A 20,675-nucleotide genomic window follows, 5' to 3' on the forward strand; every position below is an offset into this window, starting at 1 on the left:
GTTGTTCTGTGTCTGCTCGTGTTCTCTCCTCCCCCCCCCCCCCCCCCCCCCCCCCCCCCCCCCCCCCCCCACCGGCACGGCCGAGCGGAAACCCACGACGCTGTTCACCCCGGCGACCGTGACCGATCCCTCCGACGGGCAGATCGCCCATCTGCACGGCCTCAATCTGCACCGCGCCTGGTGCCGGCACCGTCTCGCGCGCACCCTCCCCGACGGTGACCACCGGATCCCCGCCATACTCGGGACCACGCACGCGCACACCCACGCCTCACTTTCACAGACCACCGGCGGTGCATACATGGTCGAACACTTCCTGGCCTACTACGCACTCCTGCTGCTCAGTTGAGCCGACGATGACTTGGTCGTTCCCGCGAATCACCCTCGGCGCCGAACGTCGTCTACTCGAGGCCATGCTCGACCGCGATCGGGCCGAACTGGTCAACACGGTGCGCGGGTTGTCCGAAGCCGACTCCCGTCGACGGCTCGTCGCGTCCAAGACCACCCCGATCGGCCTGCTCAAACACGCCGCGGTCGCCGAACGGCTCTGGTTCCAGCACGTCCTCGGCGGCCTGCCCGAGCACGAATGTGACGGCGGTACGACGCCGGGCGATGCCAGTTTCTTCGTCGGCGACGATGAAACGTTGGCTGGAGTGATCGCCGAGTTCGAGCGGGCCGGCGCGCGTTCCCGCGTGATCGCCGCGGACTTCGACCTCGACGAGATCAAGACACATCCCCGAGCCGGCGATGTCAGCCTGCGGTTCGTCTACCTGCTCCTGATCGAGGATTTCGCGCGGCACGCCGGACACGGCGACATCCTCCGCGAACAGATCCTGTCCGGAGGGTGACCACCCGGTCAGAGTAGTCACGCGCTGTTGGTGAGCCGAGTGAGGTCACATCGGGTGGTGGGCTGACCGATCGAGTGAACCCACCGTGAGCACGGATGCTCGGGTTTGGCTGAATTTGGCCGCAACCCGCTCGTGCGATCAGCATTCCGCACCGTGCGAAGGCGTCGTGCACAACAACGAAGACTTGGTGCTCCACCTGCGAAGATCAGTGCGGCGACGGATCGCGCCATGACCTCGCTCGACACCGAGAAGGCAAGCCTCCGGGCCGTCGAGGACTTTCGACGACGCTGGGCCATCCGGCGGCACTCGCTACTTTTAGTAGTTTTGGGAGTCACCCAGACCGTTGAGCGACGCGTGCATACCGTTCAGCGCGACACACGCTGTACGACTGAACGGTCACAGTCCGCTTTCGCCAAGATGTTCTCAGCCGCACCGGTAAAGAACCGGTAACGCACGCGTGGCCCCCTGCTGTCACAGGAGGCCACGCGGATGTCCATTCGCCCGCTCGCTAGAACAAGGACAGGACAGCCGTGACCATACAGCCTGATAACGCGAAGACACCAGACAACGGTCCGCCCCGACGGGTCAAGATCGTCATCGAGCACGTCGAAAAGCCGGCCCGGCGGGTCGCCACCTCCGCGGAAATGCTCCGCGCGGCGCGGCCTCTCCTGAGAAACCCCGGGCGCCACCGCAAAGAGCAGACCCGGGACAGCTGGCTCTGCCTGGCGATGACCGTGCTCGCCGGCTGGGCCCCGACATTGCGGATGTGTCTCCTGCTGACGATCGGCGGCGGAATCGTCGTCGGCGTCGTCAAGATCAGCACACCGGAGATCGGTGCTTCGGCAGGGACCTTCGTCGGTCTCCTGACCCTCTTCGGCGCATGGATTGTCAAAGCCCGCCAAGGGAACCACCGGCACGAGCCGAGTCTGTAGCCCGAAACCCCGCCCCGTGCCGGTCACCTCGCCGGCACGGGGCTTCGGCATAGTCGAAAACTCTCCACATCCGTCCGGCTTCCTCCGGTTAAATGATCGCGAAGTCCCGACATGTGAGGAGATCTCGTGCGGACAGCTAGAAGACTGGGGGCCCTGGCCGTTTCGGTGCTGGCAGCGGCCACGGCACTGGGCAGCCCGGCGTCGGCAGGCACCGTGCAGTCGTTCCACACCACGCTCGACCCCGCTTCGGTGCGGGAGTCAGTGCGATACCTGGTCGAGAACTACCAGGTCAGCGAGCAAGAGGCGGTCCGCCGTCTGGAATTGCAGACCGACGGCGTCAAGCTGGACGGGTTGCTGCGGCGCGATCGCGCCGTCGAGTACGGCGGCATGTGGCTCGATCAGGACAAGGGGCAGCTGGTCGTGGCGATGACCGAGCCCGCGGCCGCCGAACCGTATCTGCGGGGGATGCCCGCCCGTGCCGGCGTTCGCACACAACGGGTCCAGCATTCGTTGAAGCAGCTCACGGCGGCGAAGGAACGCGTCGCCGCGAAGGTCGGCGCAGGGCCGGAAGCCGTCTACCTTCCGGCGGTGAGTGAATCCGAAAACCGGGTCGTGCTGTGGGAACGCGGCTGGGTGGCACAGGAGAAGGCGGTCATGCGCGCCGCGGGCGATGTCGTGACCGCAGAAGTGAACACCGCTCGCAAGGCCGCCGCGGCGGAATCCGGCATGGTCGTCTCGCGAGTACTGGCGAATCCGAACGCACTCTCCACCTCGAACGTGGACTTGGGGTTCTGCCATCCGCTCTACTGCACCGGCTACGGCCCGATGCGCGGCGGCATCCGGCTCGACATGAAGCGGGACAACGGCACCTGGGGCGGCTGCACCAGCGGTTTCAACCTGCGGTCCACCGGTGGCGGTTTCCCCGGCAAGGGCTGGGTGCTGACCGCGGGACACTGCATGCGGACGAAGACCAACAACACGCCGACTCAGCACAACGGCAACGATGTGCTGCAGCAGCACGGCATCGAGAAGAGCTCGTACCCGTACGACTACGCGGCCCTGCCGTACGTCGACGACGCGGCGGCGACGAACTGGCTCGAAGGTCAGACCGGTCGTAACCGGGTGCTGAAGTACTGCCGCAACGGCGGCATGGACAGCAACGGTGACACCCCGTGCGGCGCTCAGGCCACCTCGGTCGACGAGTACATCACCGGCGCGCACAAGCTCGCCGACATCAAGGCAGGCTGGATCGTCTGCGCCTCGGGGACCGCGTCGAGCGCGGTGAACTACCCCGATTCGGTCGACAGCGGCGCGGGCGCCGGCTACCTCGTCGGGACCCGCTGCGGTCGTGTCCTGTCCACGGACGTCGGCATCAACACCGATCTGTGCGCCCGTCCCGGCGACAGCGGCGGACCGCTGTTCAGCCAGGCCGATCACGCGGCGCTGGGCATCCTGGTCGGCAACCAGCAGTCCCGGTCGGGCCCCTGCCAGGCCGGTGAGCTGAACAACTACGCGCCGATCGAGACGATAACCACCGATCTCAGCGAGCGGATCGCGAGCCAGGGATCGAAGTTCGCGGTGATCACCACTCCGAACGGCTGACCTCTCGATACGTGAAGGCTCCCTTCCTCGCTTGCCGCGAAGAAGGGAGCCTTCACGTACTTGCTCAGGTCGTCAGCAACGGACCTTCGTACCGCAACGAGTCACCCTCGCCGTACACCCGGACCGTCAACTCCGGCGGCTCCCACGGCGCGAACACTTCGTCGATCGTCTGGGGCACCGGCCCCAGGTCGACGTCCACGGCGAAGGTATGAGCCACGATGTCGGCCTCGACGACGGCGCCGTCGGCATCGGTGACCTCCAGGCGGCTCACCCCGGCGTCGATCGCTCCCAGCACACCCGGCCTGCTGCTCCACACCGCGAATCCGCGCTCGGCGGTATCGCGTCCATACCCTCTGCTCATGATGTTGAACAGCGTGCGCTCTCCCTCCCGGAAGACGCACTCCGCCTCGGCACCCGAATCGTTGTAGGCCAGCAGCCGCCCGTTCGCGCTGCCCGCCCGGAGCCGGGCCCCGGTGTGCCATCCGGCGTGGGACACCGCCTTCGCCGAGCCCGCGGTCTCCGCTGACCGATACAGCTCACTGAGGGCCGTCAACTCCACTGTCCACTGTTCGACTTCTTCATCCCTTGCTGGGGCCACTACGCGTGAACTCTCCTCTCCGACTGTCCACAATGGTCATCATCGAGGCTGACACACCCGGATGTCGATCACATCGGGGTTTCCCCGGAGATCACTCGAGCCCGCTGCACGGTTCGGTGCAACCGACGAGCGTTAGGCCGAGCAGACCAATCTCGCGGGTTTCCCGTCATGGGGGTATTGGTCGCACGTCGGAGTGTCGCCGGGGCAGTTCCGGTGACACTCCGACGCAGAGGGGTAAGGCTGATGACCGCGCAGCGCACGATCACGGACGAGATCGGCGAAATCGGTGTCTGGCTGACGGGTGAATTCGTCGGCCGCGTACCCAAGACCGTGATCAGCCGGGTGCTCAACGCGAGCAAGCGCGACCTCGAAGGACGCATCGACCCCGAGGAACTGGGCGAGATGTTCCACACCCTCTGCCGGTTCCGGCTCCAGCGGATCGTGGCCGCCGACCCGCGGATCACCGTCGAGATCCCCGACGCTCGTCTCTCCTGACCGCTTGGGATCGCGGCGCGCCATGTCACGCTGAGTGTGCGATGGTGACGGCATGGCCGCTTCGCGCAGACGATTCCCCGTGTCCTGGACCACCGCCATGCCGGTCCTCGCCATAGTCGTCCTGGCGCTGAGCTGGGGCCGCGAGCTGGGCCCGGTGCCGGTGATCGTCGTCGCGCTGGCGCTCGGCGGGACCGTGCTGGCCGCGGTCCACCACGCCGAAGTGGTCGCGCATCGCGTCGGGGAACCCTTCGGCTCGCTGGTGCTGGCGGTCGCGGTGACGGTGATCGAAGTCGCGCTGATCGTGACGATGATGTCCTCCGGCGGCCCCGAGACCAGCACACTGGCCCGAGACACGGTGTTCGCCGCGGTGATGATCACGATGAACGGCATCGCCGGCATTTCGCTCCTGGTCGGCGCCCGCCGCTACGGTGAGACGCATTTCAACCCGGAAGGCAGCGGCGGTGCCCTCGCCACCGTCGCGACGCTCGCCACCGTCAGTCTCGTGCTGCCGACGTTCACCACCAGCACCCCAGGCCCGGCCTTCAACGGCACGCAGCTGACCTTCGCCGCTGTCGCCTCACTACTGCTCTACGGCCTTTTCGTGCTCACCCAGACCGGGCGCCACCGCGACTTCTTCCTGCCGGTCGACAGCGACGGCGCCGTCAAGGAAGAGGAACACGCCGAACCGCCGACCAGTAAGGCCGCGCTGACCAGCCTCGGATTGCTGCTGATCGCACTGGTCGCCGTCGTCGGCCTGGCGAAGGTCGAATCACCCGCGATCGAAGCGGGCGTCAAGGCCGCGGGCTTCCCGCAGTCGTTCGTCGGCGTCGTGATCGCCATGCTGGTCCTGCTGCCGGAAACCCTGGCCGCGACCAGGGCCGCCCGGCGCGACCGGATGCAGACCAGCCTCAACCTCGCCTACGGTTCGGCGATCGCGAGCATCGGGCTCACCATCCCGACCATCGCGCTGGCGTCGATCTGGCTGGACGGGCCGCTGCTGCTGGGCCTCGGCGCGACCCACATCGTGCTGCTTGCGCTGACGGTCGCGGTCAGCGTGCTCACCGTCGTCCCCGGCCGCGCGACCCGGTTGCAAGGCGGGGTGCACCTGGTTCTGCTGGCCTCGTTCCTGGTCCTCGCCATCAATCCGTGACACGAGTCCTCTTCGGACGGTGTTCTGTCGGTGGTCGCGGGTAATCTCAGCCCGGTGAACGCTCGGGACCGCATCCAAGAACTCGCCGATCAGATCGTCGTCCTTCGCGACGCCTACTACCGGGGCTCCCCGAAGGTGGCCGACGCCGACTACGACGCGATCGAAGACGAATTGCGCGGCCTCATCGAGGCCAACCCCGAGCTGACCCCGGACCCGAACCCGCTCGACCAGGTCGGCGCGCCCGCCATCCTGCACGCGCCCATCCGGCACTCGCGCCCGATGTTGTCGCTGGAGAAGGCGACCAAGCCCGAGCAGGTGGCGGCGTTCTTCACCCGCTTCCCCGGGCAGCCGGTGGTCGTGATGCCCAAGCTCGACGGCCTGTCGCTGGCCCTGGTCTACGAGAACGGGCGGCTCGCCAGGGCCGTCACCCGGGGCGACGGGACCATGGGCGACGACGTGACCATGCTGGTGCGGGCGCTGACCGACGGCGTCCCGGACAAGGTCGACGCGCCCGGCCGGGTCGAGGTCCGCGGCGAGGCCGTCATGCTGCGTTCCACTTTCGCCGCCTACAACAAGGTGCACCCGGACAAACCGCTGATCAACCCGCGGAACGCCGCCGCGGGAACGCTGCGTGCCAAGGATCCGGCCACCGTCGCCGAGCGGCGCCTCCAGTTCTTCGCCTTCGACCTCTCCACGGAACCCGACAGCGCGGAAACGGATCTCGACGGCGCGCTGAGGACGCTCGGATTCGCCGCCGCCGACATGCGGCGCTGCGAGGACGCGGAAGCGGCGCAGGCCGTCATCACGACCATCGAGCAGCAGCGCAACAACCTCGACTACGACCTCGACGGCGCCGTGCTGCGCCTGGCCGATCGCGACGCCTACGCGGCCGCCGGAACCCGGTCCAGCTCACCGCGCGGCGCGCTGGCGTTCAAATTCGCCGCCGAGGAGAAGACCACGGTGCTCGCCGACGTGGTCTGGGATGTCGGCAAGACCGGCAAGATCGCGCCCGTCGCGTGGCTGGAGCCGGTGTTCGTCGGCGGAACCACCGTCACCCGGGCGACACTGGCCAACCAGGAGGTCATCCGCGCCCGCGGTATCAAGATCGGCGACACCGTGCTGGTGCGCCGCGCCGGTGACGTGATTCCGTTCGTGGCGGGTGTCCTCGACGCCTCGAAGCGCACGGGCGAGGAGCGGGAGATCGTGCCGCCGTCGGTGTGCCCGTCGTGTGAAGAACCGTTGACCGAACAGGGCAACAGCCGGGAACTGTTCTGTACCAACGTCGCCTGTCCCGCGCAGACCGTCCGGCGGCTGATCCACTGGGCGTCGCGCGCGGCCGCGGACATCGACGCGATCGGCGGGGTCTGGATCGAGCGGCTCGCCGAGGCCGGGATTCTCGAACACCCGTCGGACTTCTACCGGCTCACGAAGGAAACACTGCTGGAGTTCGACCGCATCGGCGAGATCTCCGCCACCCGCATGATCGAGTCCATCGACAAGAGCCGCGCCGTCGGCCTGCGCCGGGCGTTGATCGGGCTGGCGATCCCGATGGCCTCCGAAGGCACCGCCGCGCGGCTGTGCCGGGCGGGATTCGGTTCGCTGGAAGACGTCGCCGACGCGGGCGAAGAGGGTCTCGTCGCCGTGGAGGATATCGGCCCGAAGGTCGCCGCTTCCCTGATCGAGCACCTCACGCGGCTGCGTCCCGAACTCGAGCGGCTGAGGGAGGCAGGTGTCTCGCTGGACGTGCGCGAGGAGGACCTTCCGCCGGTCGTCGCGACCGGCGCGCCGCTGGCGGGCAAGACGGTCGTGGTCACCGGATCGATCAGCAACCCCCGTTCCGGCGAGAAGGTGCCGCGCCCCACCTTCCAGCGCCTGTGCGAAAAGGCGGGCGCGACCATCGCGTCGTCGGTCTCGGCGAACACGGACCTGCTCATCACCGGCGCCGACGTCGGGGCGAGCAAGCTGACGAAGGCCGAAAAGCTTGAAGTCGAGGTCGTGGACCAGGGCGTGATCTGGCAGCAGTTGATCGAGGCCGGGGTCGTTTAGCCCTCTCTTCCGCATTCAGTCCTCTGGATGCGGTAGTTCGTGTCGCGAACTTCCGCATCCAGAGGACTAAACGCGGGGCTTCGTCCGGTACCGCGGACTCGTCGAGTGCCATTCGAAACCGCCGCCCATCCATCCCCGCAGCCCGCGTAAGAACCGTTGCAGTTCGAGGGAAGGCACCGCGCTCAGCCTCTCGTGCGCCGCTCGGAAGTCCTGGACGATGTCGTTGTGCAGTCCGACGGTGATCGCCGTGGCCTCTTCGATCGAGCATTTCCGGTCGTCGGCGATCAGCAGGACCGCGTTGCAGGGCGGCGACTCGTCCTCGAGATCCTTGGCGACCGAGTGCACGTCGTTGACGAGCACGGCCGCCGTGCCCGCTTGGATCGCCGCCTCACGGACCCGCGTGTCGTAGTAGAGGTTCGACGTCAGTTCGTAGCTGCCGAGGACGTCGATCAACGTCATCGACGTGTAGAAGCTGTCGTGCTGCCGGGCCGCGAGGTACTCCCAGGCGGGCGGGTATTTCCCGCTGTGACGCCATGCCGCGTACGCGGTCCAGCTCACGAACATCGCGAAGGTCGAATAGCAGACACGTTGGACCTGCGCGGCGGTCCCGGCTTGCCGCAGGAAGTCCATCCCCGAGGCGAGGGCCACCAGAACCCGGTCGTTTCGCAGCGTTTCGTCGAGGTCGCGGCTGAATTCGCCCAGCGACGGCACCGGGTCCATGGCGGCCATCGCGAGCGCGAGCTTCGGTGGCAGCTCCGCCGGCACGGCGCCGAGCGACGTGTCATCGGCGTAGAGGTCGTCGGCCGCCCACCACGCGGCGTTGAGCCGCGCGGAGATCAGCAGCCTGTCGGGATCCTCGCAGTCCGGGTGGGCGAGCATGACGAGCCTGCCGAAACCCGCTTTCCCGATCTGCTCGCACTCCTCCCCGCCGAACCCGCACTCCCCCGCCCACTGGATCAGGCGCCTGTCGACCTCGTCGGCGAGCGGATCGTTGATGCGTTCGGTGACGGGGCAGTACAACGGCGGCGCGGACCCGTCGCCCCACGGTCGGTACGCGTACGCCGGGTCGAGAGCGGGTTCCTCCGGCGGCGGAGTTTCCGCCACCGCCGGAGGAACAGCGGCCAGCCGGGCCGCCAGCCGAGCGGCTGACGTGCCCAGTCCGCTCGGACCGGCCAGTAGTGTGCCGAGCGCACCCTGTTCGGTCATCGCTTACTCCGATGGTCTCGCCGGATCAGACGCGGTCCGCGGCGATCAGCAGGTAGTGGAAGCTGCCTTCGCGATAGGCGTCCAGGAACGGGCCTTCGATCCCGGTGGCCACCGACGACTTCGCCCGCAGTTCCCAGTACGGGATCGTGTCCGGCGTCAGGTCCACCACCGAGATCGGCACCAGGTCGTTGGCCGTCATGGCCTTGAAGTACTGACTGCGCGGATGGATGTTGCAGGTGTAGTGCTGGTCGATCTGCGCGACGGCCTTCGACCGGCCACCGGTCACGTCGTTGTAGCAGCCGGTGATGGTGACGTAGCGCCCGCCGAATTCCAGCTGTCGCGCGTGCTCCGCGAAGAGCTCGTAGAGGTCCACGTACATCGTGCTTTCGTTGTTCCAGATCGCCTTGCGCGAACCGGTTTCGAAGCCGGTGTCGAGCATGTTGCGGAAGTGGTAGCGCACTCGGTCGGCGACGCCCCTGATTTTCGCCTGGTGATTGGCGAACTCGACCTGCTTCTCCGAGATCGAGATCCCGTCGACGTGGCAGCCGAACCGCGCGTTCGCCATGATGCTGGTCCCACCGCGCCCGCAGCCGGCGTCGAGGAGCCGGTCGTCCGGTCCGACGTCGCCGAGGTGGTCGAGCAGGACGTCCGCCTGCGCGGTCTCCAGGCGGTGCATCTCGGCGATGATCCGCTCGTCACGGGTGTTCTCGGGGCCTTCCAGCACCGACCAGTCGACCTCGCCGATCCCGTAGTGGTGGTGATAGAGCCCGTCCACATCGCCCAGACGCAGGTTGACCGGGTCCTTCTCCTTGTTCCAGTACGACGCCACCGATTTCTGGTACTCGGTGCGCAGCACCTTTGCGGGAGCGGAGGTACGGGCGATGGTCACGTGGGGGGTCCTCTCTGGAGCTTTGTTGTTCGTCGTGGTCACCGGCCGGGGCGTCACCGCGCGACCTCGACGTTCTCCAGGACACCGAGCGCGTCGGGAACGAGCACGGCGGCGGAGTAGTAGGCGCTGACCAGGTAGTTGGCGACAGCCTGTTCGTTGATGCCCTCGAAGCGCACGTTCAGGCCAGGCTCGTACTCGTCGGGGAGACCGGTCTGATGCAGCCCGATCACGCCGTTGTCCTCCACGCCGGTCCGCATGGCGAGGATCGACGACGTGCCGCTGTCGGTGACCGGGATCTTGTCGCAAGGCAGGATCGGGACCCCGCGCCACGCGTTGACCACCTTGCCGTCGACCGTGGTGCCTTCCGGGTACAGGCTGCGGCGCGTGCATTCCCTGCCGAACGCGGCGATCGCGCGCGGATGGGCGAGGAAGAACTTCGTCTTGCGGCGACGGCTGACGAGTTCGTCCATGTCGTCCGGTGTCGGCGGGCCCGACCGGGTCTGGAACCGCGATTTGAGGTCTGCGTTGTGCAGCAGCCCGAACTCGTGGTTGTTGATCAGGTCGTGCTCCTGCCGCTCCCGCAGCGCAGACACGGTCAGCCGCAGCTGCTCGTCGAACTGGTCCATCGGCCCGTTGTAGAGATCGGTCACCCGCGTGTGCACCCGCAACGCGGTCTGCGCGACGGCCAGGTCGTACTCGCGTGGCGAGATCTCGTAGTCGACGAACGTACCCGGCAGCAGTGGCTCGCCGTCGTGCCCTGACGACATCCCGATCTCGGCCTCACCCTTGGCGTTCTGCGGCTTTCCCTGGTGCGCCAGCAGGTCCTGCACGTGGCGTCGCATCGCCTCGGAGCGGCCGTTGAGGTCGGCGAAGTCGTCGGCGCGCAGGGTCAGCACGATGACCGGGGTGACGGCCTTGATGGTGAACGGCCAGTTCCGGTCGATGCCGGCGAGCATTTCGTCACCGAAGTGGTCGCCGTCGGCCATGCTCCCGATGGCGGCTTCGACGCCGTACTCACCCGGCGCCACCTTGGCGACCTTGCCGTGCGCGACCAAAACGACCGCGTCGAGCGGTGAACCGTGGCTGACGATGGTCTCGCCGGGCAGGTACTCGTGCTGCACGAACCGGTCGGCGAGCGCGGTGAGGGTGTCCTCGTCATCGAAACCGCGCAGCAGCGCCAATTCCGCGAGTTCCCGCGGGACGACCCGAACCTCGGTGCCGACGTTGGTGAAGCTCACCCGCCCGTCACCGATGGCGTAGGTCAGCCGCCGGTTGACCCGGTACGTGCCGCCGTTCGCTTCGACCCAGGGCAACATCTTCAGCAGCCACCGCGGCGTGATGCTCTGCATCTGCGGCCGCGTTTTGGTGGTCGTCGCCAGGTTCCGCGCGGCGGCGGGGCCGAGACTGAGCCGCCGGTCGGCCTCCGGCGTCGTGGTGGTCATCCTTCGCGGCCGAGTTCGGCGGCTTCGAGGACGGCGAGCGCGTCCGGCACGAGCACGGCGGCGGAGTAGTAGGTGCTGACCAGGTAGGAGATGATCGCCTGTTCCGAGATGCCCATGAACCGGACGTTCAGCCCGGGCTCGTATTCGTCCGGCAGGCCGATCTGACGCAGGCCGACCACGCCCTGGTTCTTCTCGCCGGTGCGCATCAAGAGCACGGAGCTGGTGCTGGTCTGGCTCACCGGGATCTTGTTGCACGGCAGGATCGGGACTCCGCGCCAGGACGGCACCTTGTGCCCGCCGAGATCGACCCCGGTCGGGTAGATGCCGCGTTTGCTGCATTCGCGACTGAACGCGGCGATCGTGCGCGGATGCGCGAGGAAGAAGCCGGGCTCCTTCCACACCAGGGCGAGCAGGTCGTCGAAGTCGTCCGGAGTGGGCGGACCGGTGCGCGTCGCGATGCGCTGGGTGAAGTCGGCGTTGTGGAGCAGGCCGAAGTCCGAGTTGTTGATCATTTCGTACTCTTGGCGCTCGCGCAGCGCCTCGATGGTCAGACGCAACTGCTGCTCGGTCTGGTCCATCGGATGGTTGTAGAGATCGGAAACGCGGCTGTGGATCCGAAGCACGGTTTGAGCGACGCTCAATTCGTATTCGCGCGGCGAGGTCTCGTAGTCGACGAACGTGCCCGGCAGCAACGGCTCGCCGTCGTGCCCGGACGAGATGTCGATCTCGGCCTCGCCGAAGTCGTTGGCACGTCCGGAGTCCTGCGTAGCCCGATCGATCTGCGCCTGCAGCGATTCGGACTGTTCCAGTACACGTTCGAAGTCCTGGCGGGCCAACGTGAGCACGGTGCAGGCGGTGGCCGCCTTGGCGGTGAACTCCCAGATGCCGTCGTCGGCGACGAGGGCCTGCGCGCCGAAGTAGTCGCCGTCCTTGACCACGCCCAGCGCGGTGTCGTCACCGTATGGGCCGGGGCCGGTCTTCGTGATCTTGCCGTGCGCGATGAGATAGACCCGATCGGCCCGGTGGCCGAATTCGACGAGCACGTCGCCCGCCGCCACCTCTCGCTGTTCGAAGCGGCGGGCGAGTTCGGTGAGTACTTCTTCGTCGTCGTACCCCTTGAGCGGCTTCAGTTCTCCCAGCTCCGCCGGGATCACGCTCACCTCGGTGCCCGCTTTCGAGAAGGTCACCCGTCCGTCGCCGACCGCGTAATTGAGCCGCCGGTTGACCCGGTAGGCGCCACCGTTCACCTGAACCCATTCGAGCGTCTTCAGCAGCCAGCGGGACGAAATTCCCTGCATCTGCGGAACGGTTTTGGTCGTCGTCGCCAGGTTGCGCGCGGCGGCGCGGCCCAAACTCAGCTGCGGATTTTCCGGCCTCTGGACACCTTCGGCGGAAGTGCCCGATTCGGTCACGGTCACAGCAAGGTCCACCCTTCGATAGTGTGCGAACGAACAAGAACCACAAGTCGCGGCGTGCCGGTCCTACCCCGAAGTGCGGCCCCGCAGGATCAACATAGCAAGGGGTTTTTCCCGCACAAGCGCACTTTCAGGTAATGCGGCAAGGCCACCCGAATGCCGATTTTCCCATTGCACATGAAAGGCTTTTCCGACGTTACTCGACGCTTCAAACCGCCATGCAATCGGTCCAGAGTTTGTTCTGAGGTGTTATGCGAAGCCGCGTCGGAACTCCCGGGTGTACGCGGGATGCGGCCGTTGGAGTGGACGCGCCGGACTCTTTCGGGTCGCCTCCGCGCCCGTGTTCGACGACGAATCGACGGACAGCGACGAAACACAGGGTCGCGTCCGGACACTCGGTCGTGTCACGGTTCAGCCCCTTGCCCACATGTCAGCGGTGACTGTACTGTCCTTTCCGTGCTGACATGTGAGACTCAGGGCGCCGCGCTCGCCCGGCTCGGCCGTGCCCTGGCCGACCCGAACCGCTGCCGGATCCTGGTCGCCCTGCTCGACGGAGTGAGTTATCCCGGCCGGCTGGCCGACGAGCTCGGCTTGAGCCGCTCGAACGTGTCGAACCACCTCGCCTGCCTGCGGGGCTGCGGACTGGTCGTGGCCACCTACGAAGGCAGGCAGGTCCGATACTCGCTGGCGGACGCGCATCTGGCCCGCGCGCTGCGGGAACTGGTCCAGGTCGTACTCGCCGTCGACACCGCCGAGCCCTGCGTGGACGACGCCGGCCTTCGGATGCTCCGATGAGTTCCTGCGCGGACGGCTGCTGCGCCACGAGGTCCACAGTGGACGCGGATCGCCGTGTCGTGTTGTCGCGCCGGGTCCGGCTCCTGGTCGCCGCGACGATCACCTACAACGTCATCGAGGCGGTCGTCGCGATCTCCGCGGGCACCATCGCCTCCTCGACCGCCCTGATCGGCTTCGGCCTGGACTCGATCATCGAAGTCGCGTCCGCCACGGCCGTCGCCTGGCAGTTCTCCGGTGAGGACCCCGAAGCCCGCGAACGCACCGCCCTCAAGGTCATCGCGGTGTCGTTCTTCGCGCTGGCCGCCTACGTCTCCGTCGAATCGGTACGCACCCTGTTCGGCGCCGACCACGCCGAGCACTCCCCCGTCGGCATCGTGCTGGCGGCGATCTCGCTGCTCGTGATGCCTTTCTTGTCCTACGCCCAGCGTCGCGCCGGGCGAGAACTCGGTTCCGCGAGCGCGGTCGCCGACTCGAAGCAGACCTTGCTCTGTACTTATCTTTCCGGTGTGCTGCTCATCGGGTTGCTGCTCAACAGCCTCTTCGGCTGGTACTGGGCCGATCCGCTGGTCGCGCTCGTCATCGCCGCCGTCGCGATCAAGGAAGGCCGCGAGGCCTGGCGCGGCGAGCACTGCTGCTGACAGGAGCGTCATGACCCGGCCCGCACGATGGAACCGCTACTGGGACGGCAAATCCCAGAACTACGACCGGGAGATGCAGTTCCTGGACCGGAAACTCTTCGGCGATTCCCGCGCGTGGGCCTGCGGCCAGGCCACCGGCGACGTCCTCGAGGTCGCCGTCGGGACCGGTCTGAACCTGCCGCTCTATCCCGAAGGCGTCACGCTCACCGGCGTCGACCTCAGTGACGGCATGCTCACCATCGCCCGCGGCCGCGCCGAACGTCTCGGCCATCCCGTGACGCTGCGGCGGGCCGACGCACACGACCTGCCCTTCGACGCCGATTCGTTCGACACCGTGGTCTGCACGCTCGGGCTGTGCGCCATCCCCGACGACGGCAAGGCGTTGCGGGAGATGGCCAGGGTCCTCCGGCCGGGTGGCAGGCTCATCCTGCTCGACCACATCGCGAGTTCGTCGCGCGCCGTCCGCGGCCTGCAGTGGCTCGCCGAGAGGATCACTGTGCCGATGGCGGGCGAGCACTTCCTCCGGCGCCCGCACGACAAGATCAACGGCCTCGGCCTGACCGTGCGATACCGGGAGCGGTTCAAACTCGGGCTGGTGGAACGGCTCGTCGCCCGCAAGTGAACCGTGTCATCGGAATTTCATCGGCGCGGCCGATCCTGGTGACGTGACCCACCCTCAGCAGCAGTCGCCCATCTGGCGGCATTACCCCGTCGCGCCGCCGAAGAAGGCACCCAAGACCGGACTGATCGCCGGAATAGCGGCCGCGGCGCTCGTCGTCACCGGCGGCGCGATCGCGGTGACCGTGGCGATCACCACCGGTGGCAGCGTCCCCGAGGTCATCCCCGAGGTCGATCCCGACCCGTTCTCCGCGCAGGCCGGAGACTGCATCTCGGCCGACGAGGACGCCGGCAGCAACGGCAAGTTCAGCGCCAGCGCCGTGCGAGTCCACTGTTCGGACAGCACGGCCAACTACTCGGTGATCGCACAGCTTCCGTCCCAGTCCGGCTCGGAATGCAACTCCGTACCCGGCTACGAGTACGGCAATCCCGTCGTCTACGACTTCGAATCGGGACAGTCCAGGGAACTCTGCCTCATGCCGAAGGGCTGACGATTTCCCAAGCCGCTTCGATCATCCGGAAGATCTCGTCCACCGCGGCCTTGGGATCGGCCGCCTCCCTGCCGATGGAATAGGCGTCGATCACGAACCGCGCGATCGTGCGGCAGGCCGTCGTCGAGCGGGACAGGTCCGGATCGGCCGCGATGGCCGTCGCCAGGGATTCGGCGTGACGCAGCCTCATCGAGTCCTCGTACTCCCGCAACGCCGGCGTTTCGTCGATCATGCGCCGGATCGGGGCGGCGCCGTCCGCCGTGCAATGCCACACCATCGCGTGGATCTCGCGGCGCAATGCGGGAATGAGCGGTTCGTGCGGGGCCCGTTCGGTGACCGCCCGCGTGAGACCTTGCTCGAAGTCCGCGTCCTGCTCGAACAACAGGGCCTCTTTCGAGGCGAAGTGGGAGAAGAGCGTGGTGACGGCGACGTCGGCCTCCGCGGCCACCTCACGGATGCCCACCGCGTCGTATCCGCGTTCCAAGAAAAGCCGGAGAGCGGTCTCGGCGATCTTCTGGCGGGTCGCGGCCTTCTTTCGCTCACGACGGCCGGTCGGCACGGTCATGCGGCGACGCTATCAGATCCAAAACGATAACGGTTCCAAAACACTAACCGTTAGTGCTACGGTCGTTGACATGAAGAAAGTGATCTTTACCGAGTTCGGCGGTCCGGAAGTCCTGCAGCTCGTTGAGGCCGACGATCCGCACGCGGGCCCCGGTCAAGTGCGCGTCGCCGTGCGGGCGGCGGGAGTGAACCCGGTCGACTGGCGGGTGCGTGAAGGGCAGGTCCTCGGTGCTCATCCGACCGTGCTGCCGTCCGGCGTGGGCCTGGACGCCGCCGGCGTGGTGGACGAGGTCGGCGAGGATGTGGCCGGTGTCGAGGTCGGCGACTCGGTGTTCGGCGAGGGTTCGGACACCTATGCGGAGTTCGCGGTGCTGACGGCCTGGGCCGTGATGCCCGAGGGACTGACGTTCGAAGAGGCCGCCGGATACCCCTCCGTGGTCGAGACCGCGTTGCGCCTCATCCGCGAAGTCGGCGTGCGAACCGGCGAGACGCTGCTGGTCAGTGGCGCGTCCGGCGGAGTCGGTTCGGCGGTGCTGCAGATCGCCCGCGAGCGCGGCATAGCGGTGATCGGCACGGCGGGCGCGGCGAACCAGGACTATCTGCGCGGTCTGGGTGCGGCCGCCACGACCTACGGCGAAGGCTGGGCGGAGCGGGTGCGGCGGCTCGGCCGGGTCGACGCGGCTCTCGACCTGGCGGGGTCGGGCGTGATCGCCGAACTGGTCGAGCTGACCGGGAATCCGGACAAGGTGCTCACCATCGCCGATCTCAGCGCGCCCCAGCTCGGCGTCCGGTTCTCGGGGGTGGCCGGGAGCGTGCCGGACGCGCTGGCCGAAGCCGTCGACCTCATCTCGCGGGGCAAGCTGCACATCCCGGTCGAGAAGACCTACTCACTCGCCGATGCCGCGGCGGCCCACGTCGACAGCCACGCCGGGCACACCCGCGGCCGCCGGGTCATCGTCGTCTGAGCCGGTTCAGGCGATGCTCGCGGGCAGGACCACGACGCCGTCGTCATCGGCGTAGAGCGTGTCGCCGGGAGTGAAGGTCACTCCCCCGAAACCGACCGGGACGTCGACAGCGCCAACGCCCGCCTTGGAACTCTTGCGCGGGTTGGTGCCGAGTGCCTTCACCCCGAGCGGGAGCCCGGCGAGCTCGGCGCTGTCGCGTACCGCGCCGTTGACGACGACGCCCGCCCAGCCGTTGTCCACGGCGGATTTCGCGATCATGTCGCCGGTCAGCGCGCTGTGCAGCGAGCCGCCGCCGTCGACCACCAGGACGCTGCCGTCGCCGGGAGTGGCCAGCAGTTTCTTGACCAGGCCGTTGTCCTCGTGGCAGGAGACGGTCCGGATCGGGCCCGAAAACTTCCGGCGCCCGCCGAACTGGCGGAACTGGGTGTCGCAGACGCGCAACCGGTCGCCGTGTTCGTCGACGAGGTCGGCGGTAGTGAAGGAATCGATCACGCGCCCGAGTTTCTCACGTCGTCTCGGGTGGGAACACCGAGTCCAGCACATGGGTCAGGATGGCGGCGGGGTCGGCGGCCGGCGCGACCGCCTGACGCAGGGCGAGACCGATGCCCAGAGCACCCAGCATCACAACGGCTTCATGAAGTGGCATCCTCGGTTCGAGGTGGAGCCGCTTCGTATGTTCGCCGAGCAGGGCGACGACCTCGTCGTCGTGACGCTGCTGGATGGCGGCGACGAGGGCGGCGGTTTCGGGCTGCTGCGCCGTCGCGGCGAGCACTTCCGCGGCGGCTGCGCTCCACTTGACGGCATCCTTGTCCACCACGTTGACGGGGGCCAGAGCCGCGATCACGTCGTCACGGCCGGCGGCGAGGGCGAGGGTCTTCCGCAGCTCATCGAGGTGGCCTTCCGCACCGGCTTCGATGATCGCCAGCCACAGCCCTTCCTTGCCGCCGAAGTGCTTGTAGACGGCGCCACGGGTGTATCCGGCATCGGCCGCGATCTCCTCGACCGTCGCCGCCAGGAAGCCGCTCCGCAAGAAGACCTGCCGCCCGGCCTCCAGCAGGTGTTCGTGGGTGCGCCGCTGCTGTTCGGCCCGTGTCAGCCTGGTCATCGCCCGCCCGATTTCAGTAACAGAACGTTTCTGGATGCACGACGTTACTGTATCGTCCGGCGTATGGACTTCCTGGCACCCGTGGCCGCGTTTCTCAGCCTTCCGCTGTTCCTGGCCGGGTTCGCGTGGTACGCGGCGCGTGCCCGCCGGGCAGGCGTCAGCCAGTCGCTGTTGGCGCCGATCGAGGAGATCTGGGACCCGATCTCGCACAAGACCAACATCGAGATCCAGATCGAGGCCGAACGGAGTCCGGAGACACCCTCGCCAGGCGACCCGCCCGAGCTGAAATGGCGGCTGTAGCCTCAGTATCCGACGGTGAAATGCCGGTCCCTGCCCGGATGCTCGAGTTCGTCCACGATGGCGACGGCGAGATCTTCCGCCGAAATCCCGGACGAGCCGTCCTCCGCGGTGAGGATGGTCGTCGTCCCCCGCCGGTAGGCGCCGGTCCGGACACCGGGCTCGAGCATCGCGGGCGGACTGAGGTACACCCAGTCGCTCGTGTGCGCTTCGCATGCTTGGAGTTGGCTCGTGCTGGCCGAGGCGATGGTCCGCCACGCCGGCGGCACGAACGCCGGGTCGTCGATCACGAGCCCGCCGGCCGGCGACCGCAACGGCCCGGCGCCGCCGACGATCAGGACACGCGTGCCCGCCGCGGCGTCGAGCAGGGCCGTTACCGTGGCGGCGACTGTGTCTTCCGCCCCGGGCGCGGGTCTCGTCGCGCCCACGATGGCGTCGACTCCCCCGAAAACCGCGCTCATGTGGCCGACGTCGGTGACGTCGCCGCGCGCGACGTGGACGTCCGGATGCGGGGATTCCGGTGGAGTGCGGCGAAAGACGGCCGTCACGTGGTGCCCGCGGGCAACGGCCTCGGCGACGATTCGCGAGCCTGCCATTCCCGACGCTCCGACAACGGCGATCTTCATCGGACGCCTTGCTTCTTGGGCTTCAGGGTGATCTGGCCGGCCACGATCGAGGCCAAGGCGAGGGCGAAACCGGCGAGCTGGACCGGGCCGAGTGACTGACCGAGCAGCACGGCGCCGAGCACCGCGGCGACCATCGGAGACAGCAGGCCGAGGACCGCGACCGAGGTGACCGGCAGGGACGTGATGCCGCGGAACCACAGAACGTAGGCGAGCAGGCCGCCGATCAAGCCGAGCCAGAGATAACCGACGGCCGCGTTCAGGCCGATGGCGGGCGGCGCGCCTTCGAACAGGAAGGTCACCGGCATCAGGAACAACCCGCCCGCGGTGAGCTGCCACGAGGCGAACGCGGTCGGCCCGACGTCAGCGGGGCGTCCCCACCGTTTGGTGAGGGTGACACCGAGCGCCATGGTGCCGGCGCCACCGAGTCCGGCGATGACGCCGACGAGGTCGAAGCCCGCCGCGGGGCCGATCACGACCAAGCCGACCCCCGCGATCCCGACGATCCCCCAGGCGAACCGCCACGCGGACGGGCTCTGCCGCAGCACCGCCACGGCGAGGATCGCGACGAGGAGCGGCTGGGCGGCGCCGAGAGTGGCGGCGACTCCGCCGGGCAGCCGTTCGGCGGCGATGAACAGCAGGGGGAAGAACATCCCGATGTTGAGGACGCCGAGCGCCGCGGCCTTCAGCCACCAGGTGCCGCGCGGAAGGGTGCGGGTGATGGCCAGTGCGATCAGTCCCGCTGGCAGGGCGCGCATGAGCCCGGCGAACAGCGGATGCCCCGGCGGGAGGAGTTCGGTGGTGACCACATAGGTCGTTCCCCAGACCATGGGAGCGAAAGCGGTCAGCGCGGTGCCGGTGAGACCGGTGGCGAGGGGTGTGGTCATCAGCGTTTTCACGCTTCTCAGCTTCGACGCGAGCGATCGATGAGTCCAACACATGTTTGTCACTTGATCCATCGTGATTCAAGATGGATCAATGGAGCTCCAGCAAATGCGGTACGTCCTGGCGGTGGCGGAGACGAACAGCTTCACGCGCGCCGCGGAACGCTGCCTGGTCGTGCAGTCGGCACTGAGTCACCAGATCGCGCGGCTGGAGCGTGAACTCGGCGCGCGGCTGTTCGAGCGCACGAGCCGTCGAGTGCGGCTCACCGCCGCGGGCGAAGCGTTCCTGCCCGCCGCCCGGCAATGTCTCGAGGCCGCCGAACGGGCCGGTTCGGAGGTCGCCGCGGCCGTCGGCGAGATCCGCGGACGGCTCACCGTCGGCGTGATCCCGACCGTCGCGGCGGTCGACGTCCCGGCCGCGCTGCACACCTTCCGCGGCCGGTACCCGCACGTCCGGATCGGGCTGCGGGTCGGGGCGAGCGAAAAGCTGGTGGAGCAGATCAAGGACGGGGCGATCGAGGTCGCGTTCCTCGGCCTCCCGGTGTCCGACCGGCCCCACGGTGTCGGTACCCGCGAACTGGGCCGCGACGATCTCATCGCCGTGGTGGCGCCGGGGCATCCTCTCGCCGCCGAGTCCGAAGTGGACTTGGAGCGGCTTTCGACCGAGGTCTTCGTCGATTTCCCCGCGGGATCGGCGGGGCGGGCCCAGACGGATCAGGCCTTCGCCGCGGCGGGGATCACGCGGGAGGTGGCCTTCGAGGTGACGGCCGCCGATTTCATGGCGCGGCTCATCCATCAGGGACTGGGCGTGGCGCTGCTGCCGTCGAAGTACGTACCGAGCCTGACCGACGTCGTCACCGTGCCGGTGCGGGACGCGCCCGCACGGATCGAGCATCTCGTCTGGAACCGCTTCACGGTCACTCCGGCCGCGAAAGCTTTCCTAGCCGTTCTAGGCGTCGCAAGTGAGGCCAACGATGTCACCGGTGTCGTTCCGTGAAGGCCTCCTTGAGGGGACCAAAAGCCCCCCAAGAGGACCTCCCGGAACGAGGGGCTCGCACTGTCCCGCGATCCGGCG

23 protein-coding genes and 1 pseudogene are annotated in these 20,675 nt (G+C 67.9%); 14 read left to right on the forward strand and 10 right to left on the reverse strand.

The window, feature by feature from the left end; all coding sequences use genetic code 11:
• The 4 genes and pseudogenes from ACZ6DT_RS15690 to ACZ6DT_RS15705 form a co-directional block, all read left to right on the forward strand.
• Positions 1-346, forward strand: a pseudogene (locus tag ACZ6DT_RS15690) (DUF2891 family protein); the annotation flags it as partial.
• 7 nt (positions 347-353) lie between these two features.
• The gene (locus ACZ6DT_RS15695; protein ID WP_465594649.1) at positions 354-845 is read left to right on the forward strand and encodes a DinB family protein; all 492 of its coding nucleotides are present in this window, start codon (positions 354-356) and stop codon (positions 843-845) included.
• 530 nt (positions 846-1,375) lie between these two features.
• A complete protein-coding gene (locus tag ACZ6DT_RS15700) occupies positions 1,376-1,777 on the forward strand; it encodes a hypothetical protein (RefSeq protein ID WP_465594652.1) in 402 nt (133 codons plus the stop codon).
• A 126-nt stretch (positions 1,778-1,903) separates the two neighbouring features.
• The gene (locus ACZ6DT_RS15705; RefSeq protein ID WP_465594655.1) at positions 1,904-3,379 is read left to right on the forward strand and encodes a chymotrypsin family serine protease; all 1,476 of its coding nucleotides are present in this window, start codon (positions 1,904-1,906) and stop codon (positions 3,377-3,379) included.
• Between the two features lie 64 nt (positions 3,380-3,443).
• On the opposite strand, the gene ACZ6DT_RS15710 is transcribed toward ACZ6DT_RS15705, so the two are convergent.
• The gene (locus ACZ6DT_RS15710; protein WP_465594658.1) at positions 3,444-3,938 is read right to left on the reverse strand and encodes a hypothetical protein; all 495 of its coding nucleotides are present in this window, start codon (positions 3,936-3,938) and stop codon (positions 3,444-3,446) included.
• 282 nt (positions 3,939-4,220) lie between these two features.
• Between ACZ6DT_RS15710 and ACZ6DT_RS15715 the strand changes: the two genes are divergently transcribed.
• The 3 genes from ACZ6DT_RS15715 to ligA are packed head-to-tail and all read left to right on the forward strand — an operon-like array spanning position 4,221 to position 7,668.
• Positions 4,221-4,472 carry a hypothetical protein gene (locus tag ACZ6DT_RS15715; RefSeq protein WP_465594661.1) on the forward strand — a complete coding sequence of 84 codons (252 nt, stop codon included), beginning with the start codon at positions 4,221-4,223 and terminating at the stop codon, positions 4,470-4,472.
• 52 nt (positions 4,473-4,524) lie between these two features.
• Positions 4,525-5,622 (forward strand): calcium:cation antiporter, encoded by a 1,098-nt coding sequence (locus tag ACZ6DT_RS15720; RefSeq protein WP_465594664.1) that lies wholly within the window; start codon positions 4,525-4,527, stop codon positions 5,620-5,622.
• A 54-nt stretch (positions 5,623-5,676) separates the two neighbouring features.
• Complete coding sequence (gene ligA / locus ACZ6DT_RS15725) at positions 5,677-7,668, forward strand: NAD-dependent DNA ligase LigA (protein ID WP_465594667.1); 1,992 nt, start codon at positions 5,677-5,679, stop codon at positions 7,666-7,668.
• A 66-nt stretch (positions 7,669-7,734) separates the two neighbouring features.
• Here the strand turns inward: ligA and ACZ6DT_RS15730 are convergent, their stop codons facing one another.
• From ACZ6DT_RS15730 to ACZ6DT_RS15745, 4 genes are read right to left on the reverse strand one after another with little or no spacing between them, the layout of a single operon-like run.
• Positions 7,735-8,874 (reverse strand): family 2 encapsulin nanocompartment cargo protein terpene cyclase, encoded by a 1,140-nt coding sequence (locus ACZ6DT_RS15730; RefSeq protein ID WP_465594670.1) that lies wholly within the window; start codon positions 8,872-8,874, stop codon positions 7,735-7,737.
• A 25-nt stretch (positions 8,875-8,899) separates the two neighbouring features.
• The gene (locus tag ACZ6DT_RS15735; protein ID WP_465594674.1) at positions 8,900-9,763 is read right to left on the reverse strand and encodes a geranyl diphosphate 2-C-methyltransferase; all 864 of its coding nucleotides are present in this window, start codon (positions 9,761-9,763) and stop codon (positions 8,900-8,902) included.
• Between the two features lie 53 nt (positions 9,764-9,816).
• Complete coding sequence (locus ACZ6DT_RS15740; RefSeq protein ID WP_465594677.1) at positions 9,817-11,205, reverse strand: family 2B encapsulin nanocompartment shell protein; 1,389 nt, start codon at positions 11,203-11,205, stop codon at positions 9,817-9,819.
• A complete protein-coding gene (locus ACZ6DT_RS15745; protein ID WP_465594680.1) occupies positions 11,202-12,623 on the reverse strand; it encodes a family 2B encapsulin nanocompartment shell protein in 1,422 nt (473 codons plus the stop codon). Before ACZ6DT_RS15745 ends, ACZ6DT_RS15740 begins: the two co-directional genes overlap by 4 nt.
• Positions 12,624-13,076: 453 nt before the next feature.
• Here ACZ6DT_RS15745 and cmtR point away from each other — a divergent pair, with 453 nt between their 5' ends.
• Genes cmtR through ACZ6DT_RS15765 form a run of 4 tightly spaced genes read left to right on the forward strand, consistent with a single transcriptional unit; the run spans position 13,077 to position 15,162 of the window.
• Entirely contained in the window at positions 13,077-13,415 is a 339-nt protein-coding gene (gene cmtR, locus ACZ6DT_RS15750; RefSeq protein ID WP_465594683.1) for a Cd(II)/Pb(II)-sensing metalloregulatory transcriptional regulator CmtR, read from the forward strand.
• Entirely contained in the window at positions 13,412-14,053 is a 642-nt protein-coding gene (locus tag ACZ6DT_RS15755; protein ID WP_465594686.1) for a cation efflux transmembrane domain-containing protein, read from the forward strand. Before cmtR ends, ACZ6DT_RS15755 begins: the two co-directional genes overlap by 4 nt.
• A 10-nt stretch (positions 14,054-14,063) precedes the next feature.
• Positions 14,064-14,675, forward strand: coding sequence for a class I SAM-dependent methyltransferase (locus tag ACZ6DT_RS15760; RefSeq protein ID WP_465594689.1), 612 nt, complete (start codon positions 14,064-14,066; stop codon positions 14,673-14,675).
• A 43-nt stretch (positions 14,676-14,718) separates the two neighbouring features.
• The gene (locus tag ACZ6DT_RS15765) at positions 14,719-15,162 is read left to right on the forward strand and encodes an LppU/SCO3897 family protein (protein ID WP_465594691.1); all 444 of its coding nucleotides are present in this window, start codon (positions 14,719-14,721) and stop codon (positions 15,160-15,162) included.
• Here ACZ6DT_RS15765 and ACZ6DT_RS15770 read toward each other — a convergent pair.
• Positions 15,146-15,727 (reverse strand): TetR/AcrR family transcriptional regulator, encoded by a 582-nt coding sequence (locus ACZ6DT_RS15770; protein ID WP_465594694.1) that lies wholly within the window; start codon positions 15,725-15,727, stop codon positions 15,146-15,148. The genes ACZ6DT_RS15765 and ACZ6DT_RS15770 overlap by 17 nt on opposite strands.
• A gap of 70 nt (positions 15,728-15,797) precedes the next feature.
• On the opposite strand from ACZ6DT_RS15770, the gene ACZ6DT_RS15775 reads away from it, so the two are divergent.
• Positions 15,798-16,691, forward strand: a complete 894-nt coding sequence (locus ACZ6DT_RS15775; protein WP_465594696.1) for an NADP-dependent oxidoreductase — start codon at positions 15,798-15,800, stop codon at positions 16,689-16,691.
• A gap of 6 nt (positions 16,692-16,697) precedes the next feature.
• Here ACZ6DT_RS15775 and rraA read toward each other — a convergent pair whose 3' ends face one another.
• Both rraA and ACZ6DT_RS15785 read right to left on the reverse strand, forming a co-directional pair.
• Positions 16,698-17,183, reverse strand: coding sequence for a ribonuclease E activity regulator RraA (gene rraA / locus ACZ6DT_RS15780; RefSeq protein WP_465594699.1), 486 nt, complete (start codon positions 17,181-17,183; stop codon positions 16,698-16,700).
• A 13-nt stretch (positions 17,184-17,196) separates the two neighbouring features.
• On the reverse strand, positions 17,197-17,796 hold the full coding sequence (locus ACZ6DT_RS15785) for a TetR/AcrR family transcriptional regulator (protein ID WP_465594702.1): 600 nt from the start codon (positions 17,794-17,796) through the stop codon (positions 17,197-17,199).
• Between the two features lie 63 nt (positions 17,797-17,859).
• Here ACZ6DT_RS15785 and ACZ6DT_RS15790 point away from each other — a divergent pair, with 63 nt between their 5' ends.
• Positions 17,860-18,096 carry a hypothetical protein gene (locus ACZ6DT_RS15790; RefSeq protein ID WP_465594704.1) on the forward strand — a complete coding sequence of 79 codons (237 nt, stop codon included), beginning with the start codon at positions 17,860-17,862 and terminating at the stop codon, positions 18,094-18,096.
• A 2-nt stretch (positions 18,097-18,098) separates the two neighbouring features.
• On the opposite strand, the gene ACZ6DT_RS15795 is transcribed toward ACZ6DT_RS15790, so the two are convergent.
• Positions 18,099-18,719: an NAD(P)-dependent oxidoreductase gene (locus ACZ6DT_RS15795; protein ID WP_465594708.1), complete on the reverse strand. Its 621-nt coding sequence runs from the start codon at positions 18,717-18,719 to the stop codon at positions 18,099-18,101.
• Positions 18,716-19,603, reverse strand: a complete 888-nt coding sequence (locus ACZ6DT_RS15800; protein ID WP_465594711.1) for an EamA family transporter — start codon at positions 19,601-19,603, stop codon at positions 18,716-18,718. The genes ACZ6DT_RS15795 and ACZ6DT_RS15800 overlap by 4 nt, the downstream gene beginning before the upstream one ends.
• Before the next feature lie 91 nt (positions 19,604-19,694).
• Between ACZ6DT_RS15800 and ACZ6DT_RS15805 the strand changes: the two genes are divergently transcribed.
• Positions 19,695-20,597 carry a LysR family transcriptional regulator gene (locus tag ACZ6DT_RS15805; RefSeq protein WP_465594714.1) on the forward strand — a complete coding sequence of 301 codons (903 nt, stop codon included), beginning with the start codon at positions 19,695-19,697 and terminating at the stop codon, positions 20,595-20,597.
• The last annotated feature ends 78 nt before the right edge of the window (positions 20,598-20,675 follow it).

It is taken from the genome of Amycolatopsis sp. NPDC041971, assembly GCF_055588925.1.

Coding starts and splice junctions, on each gene's coding strand:
- ACZ6DT_RS15760 (WP_465594689.1), top strand. CDS start 14,064: ATGACCCGGCCCGCACGATGGAACCGCTACTGGGACGGCAAATCCCAG.
- ACZ6DT_RS15800 (WP_465594711.1), bottom strand. CDS start 19,603: ATGACCACACCCCTCGCCACCGGTCTCACCGGCACCGCGCTGACCGCT.
- ACZ6DT_RS15755 (WP_465594686.1), top strand. CDS start 13,412: ATGAGTTCCTGCGCGGACGGCTGCTGCGCCACGAGGTCCACAGTGGAC.
- ACZ6DT_RS15770 (WP_465594694.1), bottom strand. CDS start 15,727: ATGACCGTGCCGACCGGCCGTCGTGAGCGAAAGAAGGCCGCGACCCGC.
- ACZ6DT_RS15805 (WP_465594714.1), top strand. CDS start 19,695: ATGGAGCTCCAGCAAATGCGGTACGTCCTGGCGGTGGCGGAGACGAAC.
- ACZ6DT_RS15730 (WP_465594670.1), bottom strand. CDS start 8,874: ATGACCGAACAGGGTGCGCTCGGCACACTACTGGCCGGTCCGAGCGGA.
- ACZ6DT_RS15795 (WP_465594708.1), bottom strand. CDS start 18,719: ATGAAGATCGCCGTTGTCGGAGCGTCGGGAATGGCAGGCTCGCGAATC.
- ACZ6DT_RS15785 (WP_465594702.1), bottom strand. CDS start 17,796: ATGACCAGGCTGACACGGGCCGAACAGCAGCGGCGCACCCACGAACAC.
- ACZ6DT_RS15720 (WP_465594664.1), top strand. CDS start 4,525: ATGGCCGCTTCGCGCAGACGATTCCCCGTGTCCTGGACCACCGCCATG.
- ACZ6DT_RS15775 (WP_465594696.1), top strand. CDS start 15,798: ATGAAGAAAGTGATCTTTACCGAGTTCGGCGGTCCGGAAGTCCTGCAG.
- ACZ6DT_RS15740 (WP_465594677.1), bottom strand. CDS start 11,205: ATGACCACCACGACGCCGGAGGCCGACCGGCGGCTCAGTCTCGGCCCC.
- ACZ6DT_RS15790 (WP_465594704.1), top strand. CDS start 17,860: ATGGACTTCCTGGCACCCGTGGCCGCGTTTCTCAGCCTTCCGCTGTTC.
- ACZ6DT_RS15695 (WP_465594649.1), top strand. CDS start 354: ATGACTTGGTCGTTCCCGCGAATCACCCTCGGCGCCGAACGTCGTCTA.
- ACZ6DT_RS15715 (WP_465594661.1), top strand. CDS start 4,221: ATGACCGCGCAGCGCACGATCACGGACGAGATCGGCGAAATCGGTGTC.